At 67.2% G+C, this 20155-nt stretch carries 17 protein-coding genes and 1 pseudogene; all 18 read right to left on the bottom strand.

The genetic code is table 11. The annotated features are described in order from the left end of the window. A pseudogene (locus AC1D1A_RS14330) lies at nt 1-363 on the bottom strand (pyruvate dehydrogenase (acetyl-transferring), homodimeric type); the annotation flags it as partial. Between the two features lie 196 nt (nt 364-559). Further along, nucleotides 560-1285 (bottom strand): maleate cis-trans isomerase family protein, encoded by a 726-nt coding sequence (locus AC1D1A_RS14325; protein ID WP_476874376.1) that lies wholly within the window; start codon nt 1283-1285, stop codon nt 560-562. 8 nt (nt 1286-1293) lie between these two features. Next, the gene (locus AC1D1A_RS14320; protein WP_476948001.1) at nt 1294-2757 is read right to left on the bottom strand and encodes an amidohydrolase family protein; all 1464 of its coding nucleotides are present in this window, start codon (nt 2755-2757) and stop codon (nt 1294-1296) included. A 25-nt stretch (nt 2758-2782) separates the two neighbouring features. Then, nucleotides 2783-3568, bottom strand: coding sequence for an aspartate/glutamate racemase family protein (locus tag AC1D1A_RS14315; RefSeq protein ID WP_230009168.1), 786 nt, complete (start codon nt 3566-3568; stop codon nt 2783-2785). Continuing rightward, nucleotides 3568-4248, bottom strand: coding sequence for a GntR family transcriptional regulator (locus tag AC1D1A_RS14310; RefSeq protein ID WP_476858188.1), 681 nt, complete (start codon nt 4246-4248; stop codon nt 3568-3570). The genes AC1D1A_RS14315 and AC1D1A_RS14310 overlap by 1 nt, the downstream gene beginning before the upstream one ends. Before the next feature lie 69 nt (nt 4249-4317). Beyond that, on the bottom strand, nt 4318-5658 hold the full coding sequence (locus AC1D1A_RS14305) for an MFS transporter (protein ID WP_476858189.1): 1341 nt from the start codon (nt 5656-5658) through the stop codon (nt 4318-4320). Nucleotides 5659-6164: 506 nt separating this feature from the next. After that, nucleotides 6165-6506, bottom strand: coding sequence for a hydroxyisourate hydrolase (gene uraH, locus AC1D1A_RS14300; protein ID WP_230010411.1), 342 nt, complete (start codon nt 6504-6506; stop codon nt 6165-6167). Then, a complete protein-coding gene (gene uraD, locus AC1D1A_RS14295) occupies nt 6503-7000 on the bottom strand; it encodes a 2-oxo-4-hydroxy-4-carboxy-5-ureidoimidazoline decarboxylase (RefSeq protein WP_476948000.1) in 498 nt (165 codons plus the stop codon). The genes uraH and uraD overlap by 4 nt, the downstream gene beginning before the upstream one ends. 153 nt (nt 7001-7153) lie before the next feature. After that, on the bottom strand, nt 7154-7990 hold the full coding sequence (locus AC1D1A_RS14290; RefSeq protein WP_476947999.1) for an alpha/beta fold hydrolase: 837 nt from the start codon (nt 7988-7990) through the stop codon (nt 7154-7156). Nucleotides 7991-8083: 93 nt separating this feature from the next. Then, nucleotides 8084-9211, bottom strand: coding sequence for a phosphotransferase (locus AC1D1A_RS14285; RefSeq protein WP_476947998.1), 1128 nt, complete (start codon nt 9209-9211; stop codon nt 8084-8086). Nucleotides 9212-9216: 5 nt separating this feature from the next. Further along, the gene (locus tag AC1D1A_RS14280) at nt 9217-10347 is read right to left on the bottom strand and encodes a phosphotransferase (protein ID WP_476947997.1); all 1131 of its coding nucleotides are present in this window, start codon (nt 10345-10347) and stop codon (nt 9217-9219) included. Beyond that, entirely contained in the window at nt 10344-11648 is a 1305-nt protein-coding gene (locus AC1D1A_RS14275; protein WP_476947996.1) for a phosphotransferase family protein, read from the bottom strand. Before AC1D1A_RS14275 ends, AC1D1A_RS14280 begins: the two co-directional genes overlap by 4 nt. Beyond that, nucleotides 11645-13366: an ABC transporter ATP-binding protein gene (locus AC1D1A_RS14270; protein WP_476947995.1), complete on the bottom strand. Its 1722-nt coding sequence runs from the start codon at nt 13364-13366 to the stop codon at nt 11645-11647. Before AC1D1A_RS14270 ends, AC1D1A_RS14275 begins: the two co-directional genes overlap by 4 nt. Before the next feature lie 161 nt (nt 13367-13527). After that, nucleotides 13528-14703, bottom strand: coding sequence for a glycosyltransferase (locus AC1D1A_RS14265; RefSeq protein WP_476947994.1), 1176 nt, complete (start codon nt 14701-14703; stop codon nt 13528-13530). Beyond that, nucleotides 14700-15920, bottom strand: coding sequence for a glycosyltransferase (locus tag AC1D1A_RS14260; RefSeq protein ID WP_476947993.1), 1221 nt, complete (start codon nt 15918-15920; stop codon nt 14700-14702). The genes AC1D1A_RS14265 and AC1D1A_RS14260 overlap by 4 nt, the downstream gene beginning before the upstream one ends. Further along, nucleotides 15907-17139 carry a glycosyltransferase family protein gene (locus AC1D1A_RS14255; protein ID WP_476947992.1) on the bottom strand — a complete coding sequence of 411 codons (1233 nt, stop codon included), beginning with the start codon at nt 17137-17139 and terminating at the stop codon, nt 15907-15909. Before AC1D1A_RS14255 ends, AC1D1A_RS14260 begins: the two co-directional genes overlap by 14 nt. Before the next feature lie 300 nt (nt 17140-17439). Further along, the gene (locus AC1D1A_RS14250; RefSeq protein ID WP_476947991.1) at nt 17440-18972 is read right to left on the bottom strand and encodes a sensor histidine kinase; all 1533 of its coding nucleotides are present in this window, start codon (nt 18970-18972) and stop codon (nt 17440-17442) included. A gap of 44 nt (nt 18973-19016) precedes the next feature. Beyond that, entirely contained in the window at nt 19017-19682 is a 666-nt protein-coding gene (locus AC1D1A_RS14245; RefSeq protein WP_223913445.1) for a response regulator transcription factor, read from the bottom strand. Nucleotides 19683-20155: the final 473 nt, after the last annotated feature.

Below are 20155 nucleotides of genomic sequence, written 5' to 3'. Positions count from 1 at the left end.
GTGCACCATCACGGCGGCATTCCAGCGCAGCCAGGCACGGTATTTGCGTTCGATCTCTTCATCGCCAGGGAATGCCGCTTCCTGGTCGACCGGGATGGTGTTGACGTAGTCCGTGGTGGTGACCATCGGAACACCCACGCTCTGCGCGCCGGCCCGCTGGAGCAGGCTTCGCATAATGTACTGGGCACGTTCGGTGCCTTGTTCCTGAATCAGGGTATCCAGGGACTCCAGCCATTCGGCGGTCTCTTCCGGATCACGATCAGGCAGCTGGTTTGTCAACCCGCTGAGGATATGGGAGGTATCTTCTCCTGCAGCCACGTCCACCTCACTCTTCATCGTTGAATGGTGATCAATATTTTTCATTATGTGGAAAAACTTTCTTGCATTTCGAGATTATCGAGAGAGGCTGGGACGCGTCAACATCAGCGGCGCATCACCGCGGCCCGGCAGTCACAATCGGTTGGAAGGTCGGTACACAAGGCAACGCGGGGTCAGATGCGGCCCATAAAGCCGCCCGGCATCGGCCGTATCTGACCCCGCGTTGCCTTGGCGGTCAGGCTTAGGTGAGCAGCCTGCCCCACCGCGGGGAGAGCAGCGGGGCGCCGGCCATTTTGAGGCAGTGCCACAGGGTCACGGCCACCGAATCGAGCACGGGAACGCCCATGGCCGCCTCGATTTCCTCCGCGATGTTGGCACCGTAGAGATTGGTGCAGAGGTACACGAGCGCGTCCGGGTTCTGTGCCGCGAGTTCCAGGGATCCGGGCCGCATCTCGGCGTCGGAGACCCGGGCGAATGATTCGTTGTCGCTCAGGCCGAGGAAACGGTGGTCAAGTGTTTTGATCCCGTCCCGTTCGTAGGACGCCACGATCCGTTCGTTGACGTCCTCCGTGTACGGGGTGAACAGCCCGATCCGCTCGGTGCCGAAGGACCGGAAGGCCTCCATGTACGCCAGTGTGGAGGTGGTGGCGGGAATGCCGGTGGCGTCCTGTATTCCCTTGACGAGTTCGCGGTCGTGATCGGCGCCGAGCCACGATCCTGAAGTGCCGTTCCACGCGATGACGTCGACGTCGGCGGTCGCCAGGATCTCGGCGGCAGCCCGCATTGCCGGGGCATCAAATTGCCGGTCGGAGGAATCGTCGAGGGCGATCCGCGTGACCTGGATCCTGGCGAAGTGGATTGTCACGTCGTCGCGGTCGCCGAGGATCCGGTAGCTTTGCGGCTCGAGGCAGGTGTTGGAGGACGGCACGATCATGCCGATACGGGTGGGGCGGGTTGCGGAAGGCATGGGTGCTCCTAGCGGGCAGCGGGGTAGACAGCGGCGGGGGCGGGGGTGGCGCTGACGGGGGCGGTGGCCGCGGCCGCCTGGTGCTCGCGGAAACCGTTTCGGGCCACAAACTGGCCCACGGGGCCGGGGTCATGGAAGCCGCCGGCGTCCAGCACGACGCGTCCGGCGGACACCACGACGGCGGGCCAGCCGGCGAGCGTCCTACCGTCGAACGGCGAGAAATCCGTTCCCATGTGCAGGGCAGCGCCGTCAACGGTGAGTTCCTGTGCGGGATCGAAGACGACGAGGTCGGCGTCGTACCCTGCTGCGATCGTTCCCTTGCCCGGCAGGGCGTTGATCCGGGCCGGACCGGCGGCGAACACTTCCACGAAATCCTCCACCCGGGCTGCCCCGCCGGTGGCGTCCATCATGGCGGTGAAGGTGACAGGCATGCGGGTTTCCACTCCCGGCAGGCCGTGCGGCATGGCGCGGATGTCATCGGATCGCTCGCGTTTTTGCGTGAGATCGTAGCAGGAGTGGTCCGAGGCCACCGTGTGGATGGCTCCGGCGGCAAGCCGGTCCCGCAGCGCGGCGACGGTCTCGGGGCTGCGCATCGGCGGGCAGCAGGCGTACCACTCGGGGAAGGACGTGCCGTAGACGGTGTCGTCCAGGGTGAGGTAGTGCGGGCACGTTTCCGAGAAGGCGTCCATTCCGTGGCTGCGGGCCCCGGCGACGAGGTCTACGGCCCCCGGCGTGGACTGGTGCACAAAGTAGACGGGAGCGTTGGTGTACTCGGCCATCGCCAGGGTCTCCTTGACCGAGATCTCCTCCGCGAGTTCGGGCCGGGTCCGGTGCAGGTGTTCGATGCCGATGCGGCCGTCGTCCGCATGCTGCTGGGTGCAGTCGGCAATGATGGGATCGTGTTCGGCGTGGATGTAGGTAAGGCCGTCGAGCCGGACCATCTCGCGCATGACCTTCAGGATGGTGTCCCCGTCGGCCATGGTGGTGCCCCGGTTCGTGGTGTACATCTTGACCGAACGGACACCTTCGGCGGCGAGCTGTTCGAGCTGCCACGGCACAGTCTCGTCCCACTGGACCACCGAGCCGTGCAGGGCGACGTCGCAGCGGGACTCGCGTGCCAGTTCCTTCTTGTGCAACACCGCGGCCAGCGGGGTCTCGCGGGCGTCGCGGGGGATGCCGAAGTCGATAATGGTGGTGGTGCCGCCCCAGAGGGCAGCGGTGGATGTTGTCCGGTAGTCGTCCAGGGTACGGAACCGTCCGGTTACCTGGGCGACATGGCAGTGGCCGTCCACGCCACCCGGAATCACCAGCTGGCCGGCGGCGTCGATGGTCCTGGCGGCAGCGGGGACCGGCTCAGAAGCGTCCACGAGCTGGACGATCGTCCTGCCGTGCACCACGACGTGCACATTCTGGCGGCCGAAACTGTTGACCACGGTGCCGTTGGCAATGACAAGGTCTGGGGTGTGGGACATCGTTGTCCTCCTTCGAGAAAGAAAATTAGTGGGACGGTGCGGGCAGCCGGGTGGCGTGCTGCGCCGTCGTGAGGGCGGCATCGAGGTTTTTCGAAAGCCCCTTGCGGGCCTTGACCGGTGGCGGCGCGAAGGCGCCGGCCCGGTGCGGACCGGACTGGAGGTTGACTACGGACTGGGCCATCTGGATGCCAGCGGAAATGCCGTCCACCACGGGGACGGGGATCTGGCCTGCAAGCTCGCGGGCAAGTCCGGCGAGCGGCGCGCCGGCGAGGATCACAACGTCGGCCCCGTCCTCGGCGACGGCCTGGCGGCTGAGCGCCAGCAGGGTCTCCTTGAAGTCCTGCTGCACGGAACCGATGCCGTTGAGGCTCTCGTTGATGGAGCGGATCGAGGCCAGCCGGCCGGCGAGCCCGAACCGTTCAACGCAGTCCAGATACCAGGGCCGGATACGGTCCGAGATGGCGATGATCGAGAACCGGTGCCCCTGCAGGGCGGCGGCGCAAAGTGCCGCCTCGGTAATTCCGATGACGGGGACGTCGGCGAGTTCCTTCAGCGCCGGCATCCCTGGGTCGCCGAATGCGGCGACCACCACGCCGTCGACGCTGGCGCCGTCGCGAGTGTACTCTGCGATGATTTCGGCGACGGCACCGGCGGCGATCAGCGATTCAAAGCGGGTTTCGATGTATTCGACGCCGTGGCCGGCGGTCCGGACTACCAGTTCGGTTCCGGGCGAGGCTGAACGCCGGGCTTCGGATTCGATCAGCGAAGTGACATCGTTGCTGATGTTGGGGTTGATGACAAGGAGTTTCATTACTTCTTCCGATGAAGGTCGGGTTCCGTCCGGCGGAAATTCTCCGGAAACTGTTCCCGGTATTTGTCGATGTGCGACGCCGACTGGGCAGCCGCCCGGTCAGGGTCACCGCTGGCGATCGCGGTGTAGAGCGCCCGATGTTCTTCGATGAGTTCGGGGAGGTCGCTCACATGCCGGAACAGCCAGTGCATCCGGCCCTGGAGGGGTTCGAGCGCCGATTTGAGGAAGCCGTTGTTGGCGATCCGGGTGATGGCATCGTGGAATTCGCTGTTGGCCCGGTGGGCGTCCATAATGGCGCCCTTGGCTAGAGAGAGCTCGGCCACGTCCAACAAGGCTTCCAGCGCACTGAGGTCCTCCGGTGTGGCGCGGGCCGCGGCCAGCCTGCAGGCCAGCACTTCGAGCGACTGGCGGACGTCGAAGAGATCCTCCACGTCTTTGGGGCTGAGCGAGCTGACTTCGGCCCCGCGAGCGCCGCGGTCGCTGACCAGGCCTTCCTGGCGCAGCATTCGCAGCGCCTCGCGGACCGGGAGGCGGGAGACGTTGAATTCGGCGGCGAGGTCGCGCTCCACCAGCCTGGTGCCGGGAACGTAGTGCCCTTCAAAGATCCTGTTGCGGAGGGTGTCCCGGACAGCCTCCCGGAGGGGGCGTTCCTTGTCCTGGGTTTCTTCTGCGGTAAGCATGGTGCTCCATTTCGGGTTCTTTATGGCACTGCGTTCCCGGCTTCGGGAACTGGTGTTTCGTGGCCTAGCTTAGACAGGGAGCCGCTTGTTGTAGTTCAGGGTCAGCACGGATGCGCCCATGATGATCGCGGATCCCACGAAGTACAGCAGCGCCCAGGTGTATGAGCCGGTGGCACCGACGATCAGGCCGACCGCGATCGGGGTGACGAAGCCGGAGATGTTGCCGCTGAAGTTCATCGCGCCGCCCAGGACGCCGGCGTTGGTCCGGCCACCCAGGATCGAGGGGATGCTCCAGAAGAGGCCCACCCAGCGAAGGAAGAACATGACGACGGAGAGCAGGACTACCGCCGTCGTCGGGTCGGCAACGACGGTGACACCGACAAGGCCGCCGATCACTACGACGCTGGAGGTGCCCAGGAGGGTGCGCATGACGCGGTTGGCCGAGGCGCCAGATGCCCGCCATTTGTCGGCGATGGTGCCGCCGAGGATTTCGCCGACGAAACCGGCGCCGAAGATCACGAACGTGGACCAGCCGATGGTCTTCAGGTCAAAGCCCTTGGCCTGGGCCAGGTAGAGCGGGCCCCAGGTGAGCAGGCCGTAGAAGACGCCGTTGAAGCCCAGCCAGCCGAAGCACATGGCCCAGAAGGAACGGAACTTGAGGTAGGGGAGCAGGGCGCGCTTGCCCTTGCTGCCGTCGAGCTCGGCTTCGGCGTCCTCGGCGGCGTGGGAGGCCTCGATGTACTCGGCCTCGGCGTCGTTGACTCCGCGGTGCTGGCGGGGGTTGTCCCGGACGTACCACCAGACGGCGAGGCCCATGAGGACGGTGGCGGCGCCGGCGATGATGAAGGAGCTCCGCCAGCTGCCCGTCGAGGCGATCAGGCCTGCGATGAGGATGCCGCCGAGCCCGGCGCCCAAAGGGGCTCCGGCGTCAAGGATGGTGGCGCCGCGGCCGCGTTCCGATTTGTGCATCCAGATGGCATTCAGTTTTCCGCCGGCCGGCATGACCCCGGCCTCGGTGACGCCGATGCCCAGGCGGGCGATGAACATGCTGACAAAGCCTCCGGCCAGGCCGGAGGCCGCCGTTGCGGCGCCCCAGCCGACGCAGGACGCGGTCATCACCTTGCGGGGGCCGAACTTGTCGATCAGCCAGCCGACCGGGATCTGCATGAGGGCGTAGGTCCAGAAGAAGGCTGAGAGCAGGAGGCCCACGAGCTCCGGGGCCATGTTGAATTCCTTCTGGATGATGGGCAGGGCAACAGAGATGGATCCCCGGTCGATGTAGTTCACGGACACGAGGACCAGCAGGAGTAGGAACATTTTCCATCGGACATTCGTGCGCCGTTGCACGCCGTCCTTGGAGCTTGTGAGGTCATCGGGCTGTACTGCTGTTTCGGTATTTGGAAGAGACACAACTTCTCCTTGATAGAGAGTAAACATGCCGGCAGGTGATGGGGGATTTGTTTGAGGGTCAGGATGCCGGAGCGTGGGGCGTCCTGTGCGCGGGCCCTGTGTCGATCGCAGCGGTTGATAGGGCTGATGTCAGCGCTGACATCAGGTTCGGATCAGGTGCAGAATCTGGGAGGGCGGGGCCCGGCAAGCTTTCTTGTTTTGGGATCCCGATTTGGGATCCCAAAATTCAGATTAGGAGTGACGTGGGCCACTGTCAAGGGTCATGGGCCGGCTGGGCCGGTTCGCCGCGAAAATGTCGTTTGTGACTGGCCCTGGGGGCCGGGCGGGCTGCGCGGGAACATGGCTGCGCCGGAACATGGCTGCGCCGGAACATGGCTGCGCCGGAACATGGCTGCGCCGGAACATGGCTGCGCCGGCCACCAGGCAGGGAGGCCTGTTCCCGGAGCGGTGCCGGGGCCGGTAGGGGTGTGACGTGGTGCTGGCAGCCGGTCTTGGCTGCTCCGGGCTTAGCTGCCCCGGTAGGTGGAGTAGGCGAAGGGGCTCAGCAGAAGCGGGACGTGGTAGTGGGCCTGCGCTTCGGACACCGCAAAGGTCAGTGTGACTTCGGGGAAGAAGGTCTCGGTCCCGGCGGCCGCGTAATAGGCTCCGGTATCGAAGCCCAGGCGGTAGGTGCCGGAGCCCAGGCTGTCGGGGCCGAGTGACTTGACGCGGCCGTCATCGTCAGTGGCGCCGGCCGCGATCCTGACCCAGCGTTCGCCGTCGAGCATGTCCAAGGTGACTGCGACGCCTGCGGCGGGCTTGCCGGAACCCGTGTCCAGAACGTGGGTGGTGACGTGGGAAGTGCTCATGCGCCTATCAGTCCTTCGAGTCGGAGTACCGCGATTTCGCGCAGCTGCTGGCCGATGACCACTTGTTCTTCTTCGGGAGTGTGGGCGAGCCGGGCGTTGAGGGCGGCCAGGATCTCCTCGCGGCTCCGGCCGGCCGCGCGGATCAGGAAGACCTGGCCGAATTTCTCTTCATAGCTCCGGTTCCCTGCGGCGATGGCTGCGGCGACGGCCGGATCCGGAGCGCCCAGGCTCGCCTGCTCTGATTGGGAGAGCCGGGCCTCCGCGCTGTCTCCTGCGGCCCGTTCGCCGATGCGGGGATGGTGGGCCAGCGCGGCTTCCACCTCCGCCTCGGTGAACGGTTCCGCCGCGCGGCGGGCGGTTTGGAGGAGGATTTCCGTACTGTCGAAGGGCCTCGAGCCGACGATCTCCTCAATCCATCGCTCGATGTCCAGGCAGGGGCGCAGGGCGGCGGCGGCCTCCGCGCGTCCGGCGGCATTAAAGTCGTCCAACAGCATGTGCCAGATCCTTTGTGTCAATGCTGGCATCCACGGTGTAGGGCTATACGGACAAAATATTCGTATCGTGGAACTGTTATTTCAGCATATGCAAAAGATTGAACCGTACCCGTCTGAGCTGTGTCAACCAGGGCGGCTCCGCGGCGGCCCCGGTCAGCTCGCCAGGAACCGCAGCAGAACCTCGTTGATCTCCGCGGCGTGGGTCCACAGCATGCCGTGCGGGGCGCCGTCGATCTCCACGTACTCGGCACTCGGCAGCGCCTTGGCGAATTGGCGGCCGGCGACGTCGATCGGCAGGATGTTGTCCGCCGTGCCGTGCACAATGAGGGCCGGGACATCGATCTTGGGGATGTCGGCTCGGAAGTCCGTGAGCCAGGTTGGCTGCGCCGCCGACGACGCCGTGGGCCCACCCCCGGTGGCGAGGTTCCAGCCCGCGTTCAGGACCTCCTGGCTGAGCCGGGGAGTGCCCAGGAAAGTGTCGCTGTTGTAGAAGTTCTTGAAGAATTGGGTGAAGAAGGCGTACCGGTCCGCCGTCACGGCCTCCATCAGCCCGTCGAACACCGACTGCGGGACACCGTCGGGGTTGTCCTCGGCCTGCAGCACGTACGGCTCCAGCGAGGCCAGGAACACCGCTTTCGAGACCCGGGCGGACCCGTAGGTTCCGAGGTAGCGGCCCACTTCGCCGGTGCCCATGGAGAAGCCCACCAGCACGGCGTCGTTCAGGTCCAGCGTGGTCAGGAGGGTGTTGAGGTCCGCCGCGAACGTGTCGTAGTCGTAGCCCTCGGTGGGTTTGCTGGACTGTCCGAAGCCGCGCCGGTCGTAGGTGATCACACGGTAGCCCGCGCCGAGAAGCGCCGCGGTCTGCTTTTCCCACGACGAGCCGTCCAGCGGGTAGCCATGGATAAGGACCACGGCCTGGCCGGATCCGTGGTCCTCGTAGTAGAGCTCAACGTCTGTGCTGTTTTCGGTTCCAACCTTGATGTAAGCCATGCCAGCGGTCCTCCCGGTTCGGCGCAATGCGCGGTGGTTCGGTGGTTCGGTGTGGGGTGGTTCGGTGTGGGGTGGTTTCGATCTGGTGTGCAGTCAGTACGTGGGCTCCACTTTAGCGGCCGGAACTCCCGCCGCCAGGGCCTGTTCACCATCCGGAACGAGGAAGTCCTCCGCCAGGTCGGCCCACTGCGGCCGGAAGGAATACAGGCAGCCGAGCCGCAGGCGGGTCGCGGCGGCGTAGGCGTCGAAGCGCGCCGGGGTGACATGCAGTTCCTCGGCCGTTGCGATGACGTGGCGGCGGGCGGTTTGGTACCTTTCGGCGGTCAGGCGGTGTTGGTGCAGGCGCAGCTGAAGGTGCACGGCGATGTTGCCGAGGTCGGCGGCGGCCTCGGCGCGGCAGGCTTCATCGAAGTCCAGCAGGCCCAGGGGAGCGCCGGGATCCAGGGTGAAGATCTGCTTGTCGTGAAGGTCCCCGTGCGACCAAACCAGCGGATCCGGATCGGTCCGGAGCAGCTTTTGGGCGGCCTGCCCCGCGGCCCCGCGGACGGCCGCGCGCTCCGCTTGCGCCGCCGGAATGTCCCCGGCGTGCACCAGCCACAGGTGCACCGTGTGTTGCAGTCTCGCCAGTTCGACGGCGGCCGTCCGGACAGGGAGCGCCTCGAGAGTGGGGCGGTGCGCGGGCGCCAAGGCCAGGGAATGCTGCCGGACCCAGGCCCAGGACCATTTTTGCCAGGCATTTTCAAAGACCACATCGCTGACCGCGGGGTCGATTCCCAGCTCGAACAGGGAACGGCCGGGCAGCGTCATGAGGGTGAGGCAGCCAGGGGTGGAGGAAACAATTTCCGGTGTGAGGAAGTCCCCTGCGCCGAGGAGCTCGTTCATCCGTTCGTGCCTGCCCACCGCTTCGTCGGACTGGCGGGCCCGGAAGAGCTTGAGGTGGTGCTCCCCGGCTCTGACCACGGCACGCTTATAGGCCCGGTGCACCACCACCACCCCCAGCGGCGACGCGCGCTTCAGGGCGGGGAGACGCCGGTCGCGGCCGTCCCGCAGGAGCTCCAGCTGGCCCGCCCGGAGGTGGGCTGCCCGGACCCCTGCCCGGCCGGGAACCCCCAACTCCAGGACGTAGTCCTCCGCGGAGTCGTCGGGCCAGGAGCGGATGACCTGCCATTCGGTGTTGTCAGCATCCAGGATGGCGGCCGGGACGGGCGGGTGCCAGCCCATGTGGATCAGCTCCGGGATCCGAGGGGCCGGCTGCTGGCCAGGACGGTGGATCCGAAGGACTGACGATGCCTTACCCGGTCCTCGAGAACGCGGGTCGCCAGCGATGAGCCCGAAGGAAGCGAAGAACAGGCCAGTCGCAGCCAGCGTGCGTCCGAGTAGGCATCGAACCGATCCGGGCTGACCTGCAATTGCTCGGCCACGGCCAGCACCTTTGTGTGGGCCTTAAGGTATCGCGCCGGCGTCAGGTTACTGCGCCACATGCGCCGCTCCAGATGGAAATCCAGGTAGGCGAGGTCGCGGGCGGCTTCGGCCCGGGCAGTATCGTCGAAGTCCAGCAGCCCGAACGGGGACCGGCCGTCGCCAGCGATGATCTGCCGGTCATGCAGGTCTCCGTGGGCCCATACCAGCGCGTCCGGTACCGAGCCGAGCAGGTTCGCCGTGACGTAATCTGCCATGGCGATCAAGGTGCCGCGTTGGGTGGACAATTCCGGAACATTCTCTGTGTGGCGCAGCCATAGTTTCAACCAACGGGCCACGCCCCTCGCTTCCACCTCCGGTGAATGGACCGGCAGGGCGCCCAGAACGGTTTGTCTGCTGACGTCAGACGCCGCGCTCAGCTGGGCGAGCCAGGCGCTGGACCATTCTTCCCATGCGCCGGCAAACTCCTTGTCGCCGATCGTGACGTAGTCCTCGCCGATTTCGCCGAGCGTCGGTCCGGAGAGGGCGCTCAAAACGAGGGTGTCCGGGGAGCTCTGAAGCACCTCGGGCGCCGTAAAGGCGCCGGCGTCCAGCAGGAGGTCCATCTGGGCGTACCGTTCGGCCGGGACCGCGGCCCTGCCGGGCCGGAAGACCTTGATGTAGCATCCCTCCGCCCGGATGATCGCCCGCGTGTAGGGCCAGTGGGAAATGATTTCCCCGCGCTGTCTTTCGGTCCGAAGGGCCGGCAGTTCGGGATCGTCCTCCGGCAGGATCTCAAAGTGGCCATGGCTCAGATGTGCTCCCCGAACGCCGGGCCGTTCTGCAGTCCGGACCTCAAGCAGGTATTCTCCGGGTTCTTTGTCGGGCCACGCGTTGTGGACGCGCCACGCCGTGCCGGCGTCGTCGGTGTATTTCCAAAGCGGCGGGTGCCAGCTCATGCGATCAACTCCAGGGCCCGGCGGATATGCCAGCTCGTGTCGGCCGGCCAGTCGCTGGCCCGGTTCCTGAACGGGTCGACGCTGTTCAGGAACAACCGGAAGGCCGCCCAGGTCTCCACCCTGGCCTGCGATACGTGCCCGCCGGCCTCGCGGTAACCGTCGATCAGCTGGGCCGTCTTGCGGCCGCCGGCGACGGGCCCGACGCCGGCGGGGTCTGCGATGTCCTCCACCGCGGCAAAGGACCCAAGGTCTCTGGCCGGGTCGGAGGTCCTGACTCGGTCGAAATCGATGATGCGGACGGCCGGGCCGTCCACCAGAACTTGGTCCGCCGAAAAGTCACCATGGACCATCACCGGCTGTTGCCTTCGGGGGCCGGCGGCGCCGACAGCTGCCAGGAGCCGGCCGGAGAGCGCGTCCACCGGAGCCTCGAGCCCGGGGAGCAGGCAAGTGATCATGGACCGCGTGGCCATGAGCTGGCGTACAAGGTCCTCCATGTCCGCCATCGGGTCCGCTCCGGTTCCCGCGTCCATTCCATGGATCGCCGCCAGGGCTTGGCCGGCCCGGTAGGCGGCCGGATCGTTGTCGACGCCGCCCAGGTCTCCGTGGCCCCAGTCCGGGGAGGCGCTGATGCCGTGCGCGGCGCATTCCGGGTCGGCGAGTTCGGGCAGGACCGGGATGCCGTGGCTCTGAAGCCGCTGCCGCAGGCGGAGACCTTCGGCAGCTTCGTCAGCTTGGACGGCGGTCTTGACGACGACGGGCAGTGTCGCCGATGGGATCCTGACAACGAGCCTGCGCTCCGGGTTGTATCTCAGCACGCTGACCGGGGGGTCCAGGAAGCGCCCTGCCGCGGGGAGCGCTCCGAGCCGTCCGAGTCCGTGGTCCCGGAGCCACCGCAGGTTGGGGCGCAGCGGCCAGTCCTCTTCGATGGGGCCGACAGCCACGACGACGTCACCGTGCGGACGGTCGGGCTGGACAAGCCGGATGCCGCCGTCGCGCTTTTGCGAGCTGTCTGCCCGCTGCTGCAGTTTCCCGACGTGCTCCGGTGTTGTGGTCAATGCCCAGCCGTAGCTGCCGGCCCCATAGCCGGCCCGGCGGAAGGCGACGAGGGCGGAGGTGTGCGGTTTGTAGCGGGTCCTGATGATCTGGACACTTTCGCCCAAGAGCCCGGAGAGCAGCTCGTCGTCGAGCACCCAGTTCAGGGCCGGGATCCGGGGGTCCCGGGCCGCCAAGGCACGGTCAGCGTCGCGCCGCTGCGCCTGCAGCCACTCTTCCTGCAGCCTTTGTCCCTGCGGGGTGCTCATGTCGGCACCTTGAACAGTTCACCCGGCTCGGGGGTCTGCTGCCGGTGGACCCAGCCGGCAAAGCGGGAATCCGGATCGGCCAGCAATGACTGCGGCGGCCCGTCTTCCAGGATTTGGCCGTCTTCGAGCCAGATCACCCGGTCGCACGATTGGGCCGAGTTGACGTCGTGGGTGATCGTGATGGAGGTCCGGCCCTCGGTGAGTGTGTCCAGGGCGCTGAGGACCGAATCCCGGGATGCCGGATCGAGCCCGGCGGTCGCCTCGTCCAGGATCACGATCGGGGCCTTGCGGAGCATGGCACGGGCGACGGCCAGCCGTTGACGCTGGCCCCCGGAAAGATTGTTGGCCGCCTCGCCAAGGACGGTTTCGTAGCCCTGGGGCAGCGCGCGGATGAAACCGTCGGCCTGTGCGAGGGCCGCCACGGCTTCGATCTCCTCATCGGTGGCATCGAGGCGGCCGAACCTGATGTTCTCCCGGGCGGAGGTTCCGAACAGCACGGAGTCCTGGAGCAGGATGGAGACGTGGGCGCGGACGGAAGCGATCTTGAGGTCCCGCAGGTCCTCGCCGCCGAGGCTGACATTCCCCTTCCACGGGTCCACCATCCGAAGGATCATGCTTGCCAGTGTGGACTTTCCGGCCCCGGAGGGCCCCAGCACGGCGCAGTGCTGACCTGCCGGTATGGTCAGGGTGATTCCCTTGAGCACCGCGGTTTCCTCGAAGTGGCCGGCCCAGACATCATCGAACACAATGTCCGGGTGCGGGTTCCTGAGGGCGACGGCGTGCGGTGACTCGGGCACGTCACTCTGGGCCTCAAGCAGGTCCGCAACCCGTTCCCCGGACGCCGTCGCGCGGGCGATGCGGCTCGTGTACCTGGCCACATCCTTGAGTGGCCTCAGCCCGGTTTTCAGGTAGGTCAGGAAGACGACCAGATCACCCGGGGTCATCACGTGCTGCATCACCCTCCATCCGCCGGCGGCCAGGACCACCGCCGTCGCGATTCCCGTCAGGACGTCGGTCTTCCGCTGCAGGCTGGCGGCCAGCCGCAGCGTGACCACGCCGGAGCCAAGGGCCGACTGGTTGCTCTTGCTGAAGCCCGAGCTGAGGGTGTCTTCGAGTCCATACGCCTGGACTTCGCGCATTGCGCCCAACGTCTGGGCGGCGGTGGTGGCCAGGGCGCTTTCTCCCTTGCGTGACTTGCGGGCCGCGGTAGTAATCGATCCCGAGTTCTTGCGGGACACCAACACGAATATCCCGATGGACACGAACGTCACCAGTGCGATCAAAGGATCGAGCCAGAGCATGATGAACATCATTGCTATCAGCGACACGAAATTGCCGATGAGGGGGAGCCCCGCCGTGACGGCCACATCCTGCAGCCGGGACACGTCTCCGACGAGCCGCTGGACAGTGTCGCCGGTGGAGGCGCGGCTGTGGTGGCGCATCGACAGGCCCTGGAGGTGGCGGAAGGTTCGGGCGCGCAATTCGGAGGAAATCCGGGTACCCACCAGGGCAAACGAAATCGCGGACACGTAGCCGGCCACGGCCCGGATCAGGCAGATGACAACCACCGCACCGGCGCAGAGGAGCAGCACCTCCGCACTCGCCTCCACGCTGAGCGGGGACCTGCGGAGATTGGCGCCGAGTGAGTGTGAGACGGAGTCCAGGACGATTTTCACCGGCCACGGCTCAAGAAGCCGGAAGAGGATTTCCACGGCCATGGCAATGAATCCCCAAGTGATGAGCAGCCTGTGCCCGCGCAAATGCGGGCGGACGCACCGCAAGGTCCGCCGCAGCGGTGAGAGTTCAGCCGGTGGGCTGGTGCGGGTCCGTCGCCGTAAGGTCCGCCAGCTGCGGGGGTGCGAATGCCTGGCAGTGGTGGTCATTGCCTGGCCAGTCTGCGTGCAGGCGGCAGCGCCTCGGTGATCCGGGACAGCACCCCGCTCCAGCTGAACCGCTGCACGGCGTCGTTGCGGGCATCGAGCCCCAGCCTTTCCCGCAAATTCGGGTCTTGGCCGAGCCGGAGGAGGGCGTCCGCGAGCGCGGCGGGGTCCCCGGGCGGGACGAGGATCCCGGTGCGGCCGTCCTGGATGATGGACGGGATCTGGCCCACGGCGCTCGCGATCACAGGCAACCCGGCTGCCATGTACTCAAAAACCTTCAGCGGCGAGAAGTAATCGTCCTGGCCAGGTCCGTCCGGGGGATAGGGTGCGGCGGCGGCGTCGAATTCTGCCAGGAGGCCGGGCACCGCAGCCGGCGCGACGGGGCCCGAGAAAACCGTCGGCACGCCGAGGGATTCGGCGAGGCGTTCGAGGTCCTGCCGGCCGGGGCCGTCACCCACCACATGAAGCTGCCAGCGCAGGCCCGGGTCGGCGGTCTGCTGGTTGGCCAGGGCGACACCGTGCAGCAGGCCGGGGACACCGTGCCAGGGCTTCAGGGTTCCGACGAACCCGACGGTGAGGTGGTCCGGATTCCGGCGGCCGGGGCGGCGGGCCGTGATCCGTTCGACGTTCACTCCGTTAGGCGCCAGCACGGTCCTGGCGGTCGGCACCCGCGCCCGCACCCAGCGGACCACGGGATCCGAGACGCAGGCCACGACGTCGGCCGTCGCGGCGTTGCGGCGGAACACCGTCTCAGCCTTCTTCACGTCGAGCAGCTGGCGGTACCGCTGCTGCTCCTCGATCAGCGGCGCATTGACCTCCAGCACGGACGGCACGTCCAGGATGCGGGCCACCACGGACAGCGCCGGGCTGAACAGCGAATAGCGCTCGTAGAACAGCCCGCAGCCGTTGCGCAGGACCTCGTCCGCCAGGCCCAGCGCGGCGTCCTGGACCGCCCGTTCCCGCGCGGAGGCGGGGACGGATTCCGGCTTGACTTCGACGACGTCGAGATCGGCAAGGTCGCTGGGCCGCTCGGTGCCGAGCAGGGTGCAGTAGACGGTGACGGCGGCGCCGGTCCCGCGCCACGCCCGGACGATTTCCTGGACATGGACGGAGGAGCCCTTGGTGCCGAAGACAGGAACGCCGGGGTCGGCGCAGAGATAGGCCACGCGGGTCATGCGACTCTCCTTTCAGAACGGGAGAGGGACCTCAGGAGCTCGGCCTGGCGGTGGACGTTGTAGTCCTCCTCGATCAGGGCGCGGGCGTTGCGGGACATGGCAAGTCTGTCCGTGGCCGGGGAGCCGAGCTGGCAGATGCCGCGGGCCAGGGCGTGCGGGTTGCCCGGCCGGACCAGGACCCCGGTGGAGCCGTTCCGGACTACTTCGGGGATCCCGGTGACGGACGTGCTGACGCAGGGGACGCCCGTGGCCATGGCCTCGAGCAGGACCGTGGGCATGCCGTCCGCGTTGCCGTCGGCGCCGACGACGCAGGGCGCCACGAAGACATCGGAGGAGTGGAGCAGCTCGTGGACCTGGTCCTGGGTCTGCGGGCCGAGCAGGCGGACATGGGCGCCGAGTCGGAGCTGGCCGATGCCGGCCTCCAGTTCCTCGGCCAGGAGCCCGGTCCCGGCGATCCGGAGGTCCAGTTTGACCCCTTGGTCCAGCAGTTCGGCGGCCGCGGGCAACAGATACTGGAAGCCCTTTTTCTCCACCAGGCGCCCGACGGCGGCGATGCGGAGGGTGGCTTCGAGCGGCCGGGGCTCCCGGTACGGGAAGCGCTCCAGCTCCAGGCCGTTGCGCACCAGATGGAGCCGGGCGGTCGAGGACGGGAAGCGGCGGCGCAGGTAGCGCATGTTGTATTGGCTGATGGTCACGGCGTGGTGGGCCTGCTCGAGCTTGAGCCGCAGGTCCTCGTCCTGGACCGATTCATGGAAGATATCCACCGCGTGCGCGGTGAACGAGAACGGGATGCCGGTGATGAGGGACGTCAGCCGGGCCACGGTGGTTGATCCCGAGGCGAAGTGGACGTGCATGTGCCGGATGTTGCGGTTCTGCAGCGCGGTGGCCAGGTTGATGGCCTGCACGGCGTCGTCTGCCGAGGCGGCGGCGAGTTCGCCCAAATTCCGGCCGACGGCGGCTGTGAGCCCGGCCGCGTCGGCCATCCGGAGGCTCTCCCACAGGGCCACAGTCTTGATGGGGCGGTCAATGTACGTCACCGGTGCCTGGACCCGGGCGAGCTCGGGGTGGAACCGGGGGTCGTCGGTGGGACGGAGCGAGAAGATTTCGATCCGGTCCCCGGCGGCCTCGCGGGCCAGGATCTCCGAAACGATGAACGTTTCGGAGAACCGCGGGTACATCTTCAGGACGTACGCCGTCCCGGGTTCAAACGGCGACACGGCTGGCACCTTTCACGCTCGCTGCGGCCTCGCTTTCGTCCGCGCTGAATTGTTCGGCACTGGCCCGTTCGGCGGCGACCTGATCGGCACCGTCCCGATCCGCTTGGGCCAGCTCGGTAGTGGCCAGCGGCCGCAGCAGCTCGGCGGCCAGCTGCGGAACCCGGATCAGGCCGTCCAGCACCGCACGACGGCGGTCCACGGTGGTGCCGATCCGGGCGGCCAGCCAGGCCGCCAGGATCTCCGGCGTCAGCGTGCCAATCTCGTGTTGCTCCAGGTACCCGGCCGCGGCGAGGGACTCGGCCCGGATCCGCTGCTCGGCGCGCGACTGCGTGCGGGGCACGATCAGGGCCGGGACAGGGGTGCTCATGATTTCGCACACCGTGTTGTAGCCGCCCATGGCCACGACGGCGCCGGCGTGCCGGATGTGGAACACGATGTCATCGACTGTAGCGACCACTTTGACGCCGGGGCGGGCCCGCTGCCGGAGGTCATCGAGCTGCTCGGCGGGCATCTGCGGCCCGGCGACCACGAGGTGTCCCAGCCCGTCCGGGACCGGGGTGGCGACGGCGACGCGGGCCAGGGCATAGCCGTCCGAGCCGCCGCCGACCGTCGTCATGCAGTACCGCCCGGGCATGCAGCTGGTGCCGGAGGCCGGAGGGCGCCCCACGGCCAGGTAGCCCGTGTACCGGATGAGCTTTCGGAGGGCGAACGGTATTTCGCCGGCGGCTACGGGATCGTGGACGGCGGGATCGCCGTAGACCCAGATGGCATCGAACAGGTCCTTCACAACGCGGGGACCGCCCACCCTGGCCCATTCGGCGAGGGCCGCGGCGGGCGAGTCGAGGACCTCGCGGAGGCCCAGCACCACGCGCACGGGCCCGGCGGTGCGGGCGTGGCGCAAGGCTGTTTCGAGTTCGCCATGAACGCCCGTGGCGTGCCGGTCCACCACCACGAGGTGGGGGGAGAAGCCGGCCAGCGTTGCCTGCAGCAGCCTGGCCCGCAACGGCACGAGCTCCCCCATGGGCAAGGTCAGGTTCCGCGGCAGGTAGCCCGCGGAACCCTTCGCCACACCGGGAAGGAGCACCCAGTCCCACCCCTCGGGCAACCGGAACGCCGGTGCGAGGGCTGTGCCGGTGATGAGGATTCCGGTGACGGGGCGGCCGATCAGCCCGGGAAGCTGATTGTTCAGCGCGTGGGCCAGTGCCAGATTCCGACGCACATGTCCCAGGCCCACTGAATCATGTGAGTACAGCACTATCCGCAGTGGCTCCACAACAATCCTCCCCCGCCCCCGGTGCCCCCGGACAAGGCCGCGATCGCGACTGTGTCCGGGCAGGTGCTGTCTGATGTTAAGCATCAGCGTGCGCCCCGAGAGTGAGGGTGGGATGAGGGGAAGATTAAGGATTCCTCATCCAAGGGCCCGCTTTTGCGGCGCCGCGCTTAGGCACGGGCACCAGCGGGTGCGGGCCAGAGGCGAGGTGGGGCCAGAGGGCTGGGGCAGGTCAGACGGCGGGGCAGGTCAGACGCGGACCCCGGAGGACTGCAGGGGGATCCGGATCAGGAACGTGGCCCCGTGGCCGTATTCGGATTCCACCGTGGCCACGCCCCCGTGTGCCTGGGCAATGGCCGCGACAATGGCAAGGCCCAGTCCCGAGCCCTCCACGCCGCGGCCCGTGTGCGCCCGGCCGAACCGCTCGAAGATCCGTTGCTGGTCCTCGGCGGCGATGCCGATCCCGTCATCGCGCACCCACAGCACGAGGGTGTCCTGCGGGGGCAGCGAGGTGCCGTCGTTCGCCGTCGGGCGCTCAATCCGGGAGCCGAGCGCGATGGTGGAGGACGGCCCGGTGTACTTGACGGCGTTCGCGGCGAGCTGGACCAGTGCCTGGGTGAGGCGCTGCGGATCCGCCTCCACCACGTAGCCAGCTCTTTCATCGATCTGCCAGTGCCGGTCGGCCAGGACGTGCACCTTCTCCATGACCTGATCCAGGAGCTCCGGGACCCGGACGGGTTCACGCTGGATGAAGCCGATCTCGCCGGAGTTGGCGAGCAGCAGGAGGTCGTCCACCAGGCGCTGCATCCGGTCCACCTCGTCCAGCAGCACGTCCCTGGTGGCAATGACATCGTCCGGATCATCGACCGTCACGAGCTCGAGGTGCCCGCGGAGAATGGTCAGCGGGGTCCGCAGCTCATGGCCGGCGTCGTCCAGGAACTGCTGCTGTTGCTGGGCGCCCTCATCGAGTCTTTCCAGCATGGTGTTGAAGGTCTTGGCAAGCAGGGTGACGTCGTCCTCGCCCTTGCGCACCGTCACCCTTTGCGTGAGGTCCTCCGGGCCCACCGCCCGGGACGTCTCGCGCATACGGCGGAGTGGATCGAGCAGCCGGCCCGCAACCACGCTGCCGATCACCGCTGCAGCCAGAAGCATGCCGAGGGCCACCAGCGAATACGTCCGCACCGAGCTGGCGTTGTGCTCGCGTTGATCGCCGGCGTCCCGGCCGACCAGGAAGAATGTCCCGGGGGCGCCCTTCATGGGCACCACCACTGTCCTGAGTGGACGGCCGTCCGAGTTCAGCTCGCCGAAGGACGCGCCGGCCGGGTTGCTGAGCTGGGCAGCATCGGCCAACATGCTGTTGTTCAGGAGGTTGCTGTCTCCGTTGCCTTCAACGGTCCATGCCACATGCCCATCCACTATCCCTGCCATGACCTCGTTGCTGCGCGGCTCGATATCCTCCGCGGCCTCGTGAAGGGCGCTGACGTACGTCCTGTTGGCGTAGTCACCGGACGTTTTCTTCTTTGTCTGGACGACCTTGACCACGGCATTCGCCTTGTCGAGAACCGCCTGGTCGGTCCTGGCATCAGAGTCCTGGAACTGGACCACGAACGTGACCATCCCGGCTGTGACCACCCCGGCGAGCATCATGCCCAGCATGGCGGCCACCACCCGGAAACGCACCGAGTGGATCTTTGCGCCCCAGCCGGACGGGTCCTGGGTTTCCGCCTCAGGGAAGGCAACCGCCGGCGCGGCCTGGCCGTCTTCACTGGGATGTTCATCCAAGGTGGCCACTCTGTTCCCTTCCTGCGCGGATCAGCTTGCTATGCCTAGCTGAGGCGGTACCCGGCGCCGCGGGTGGTGAGGATCCGGTCCGCGCCGAGTTTCATCCGCAACTGGCGCACGTACACATCCACCACGTTGGACGTGCCGTCGAAGTCGTAGCCCCAGACATGGCTGAGCAGTTGCTGCCGGCTCAGGACCTGCCCGGGGTGGAGCAGGAACATTTCCACCAACGCGAATTCGCGGGCAGAGAGTTCCACCATCCTGCCGTCGACGCTGACCGAGTGGGTGAGCAGGTTCAGCTCCAAGTGCCCGTAGCGCATGACGCTTCCCGCCAGCACATCGCCGGTGTCCGACTTGCGGATCCGGGCCTTGATGCGGGCCACGAGTTCCTCGAAGTGGAAAGGCTTGACGATGTAGTCGTCGGCGCCGCCCTCCAGCGCTGCGACGGTGTCGCTGGATGATCCGCGGGCCGTGAGGAAGATGACCGGGATGCCCACCTGGCCGCGGCGCAACGCCGCGAGGACGGCGTACCCGTCCAGGCGGGGGAGTCCGATGTCGAGGAGCAGGAGATCAAATTCGCCGCTGGAGGCGTAGTCCACGGCCGTGACGCCGTCGGCGACCACCGTGGGCACGTAGCCAGCCGCGCGCAGACCCTTTTCGATGAAGCGGGAGATGCGTTCTTCGTCTTCTGCAATGAGGATGCGGGTCAAGGTGACTCCCTGGACAGCCCGGCTCCGGAAGGCTCCCCTAGCCGCGCATCTGCACGGTCCTCTTCGCGGGATCCTAGGCCTGCTCCAATACTGCGGCGTCTCCTACATGTGACTGGGAGGAATTCCGGGGCCCCAGCAGCCTCGATCAGCCCGTAGTGCGGGCCGGACCCGTGCCCCGTTGTGTGGGGCCGGCGGTTGAGCTGGTGCGGACCCGTCAGGGCGGCGCGGCGGGACGTGCTGGACCGCGCGCTGGACAAGAGGCCCCTGCGTCGGGGCGACTGAACGTTCTTGATTCAGAAGGAATGGACATCTGGTGCTCCTCCAGAGGACGGCCCCACGGCGTGGGGTTCCATCGGGCAGCTGCGGCTGAGACTATTCCCGCTTCTTTCATCCTGCCCCCGTAATGGAGCCTGCGCCACCTCTGATCGGTTGATTTTCAGCCTGTTAACAGCTCACTCGCAGTAGCTGGCCCC

It is taken from the genome of Arthrobacter sp. P1_B9, assembly GCF_056406495.1.
The sequence above is the reverse complement of the archived record's forward strand: the minus strand, read 5'-3'. Positions and strand labels throughout refer to the sequence as shown.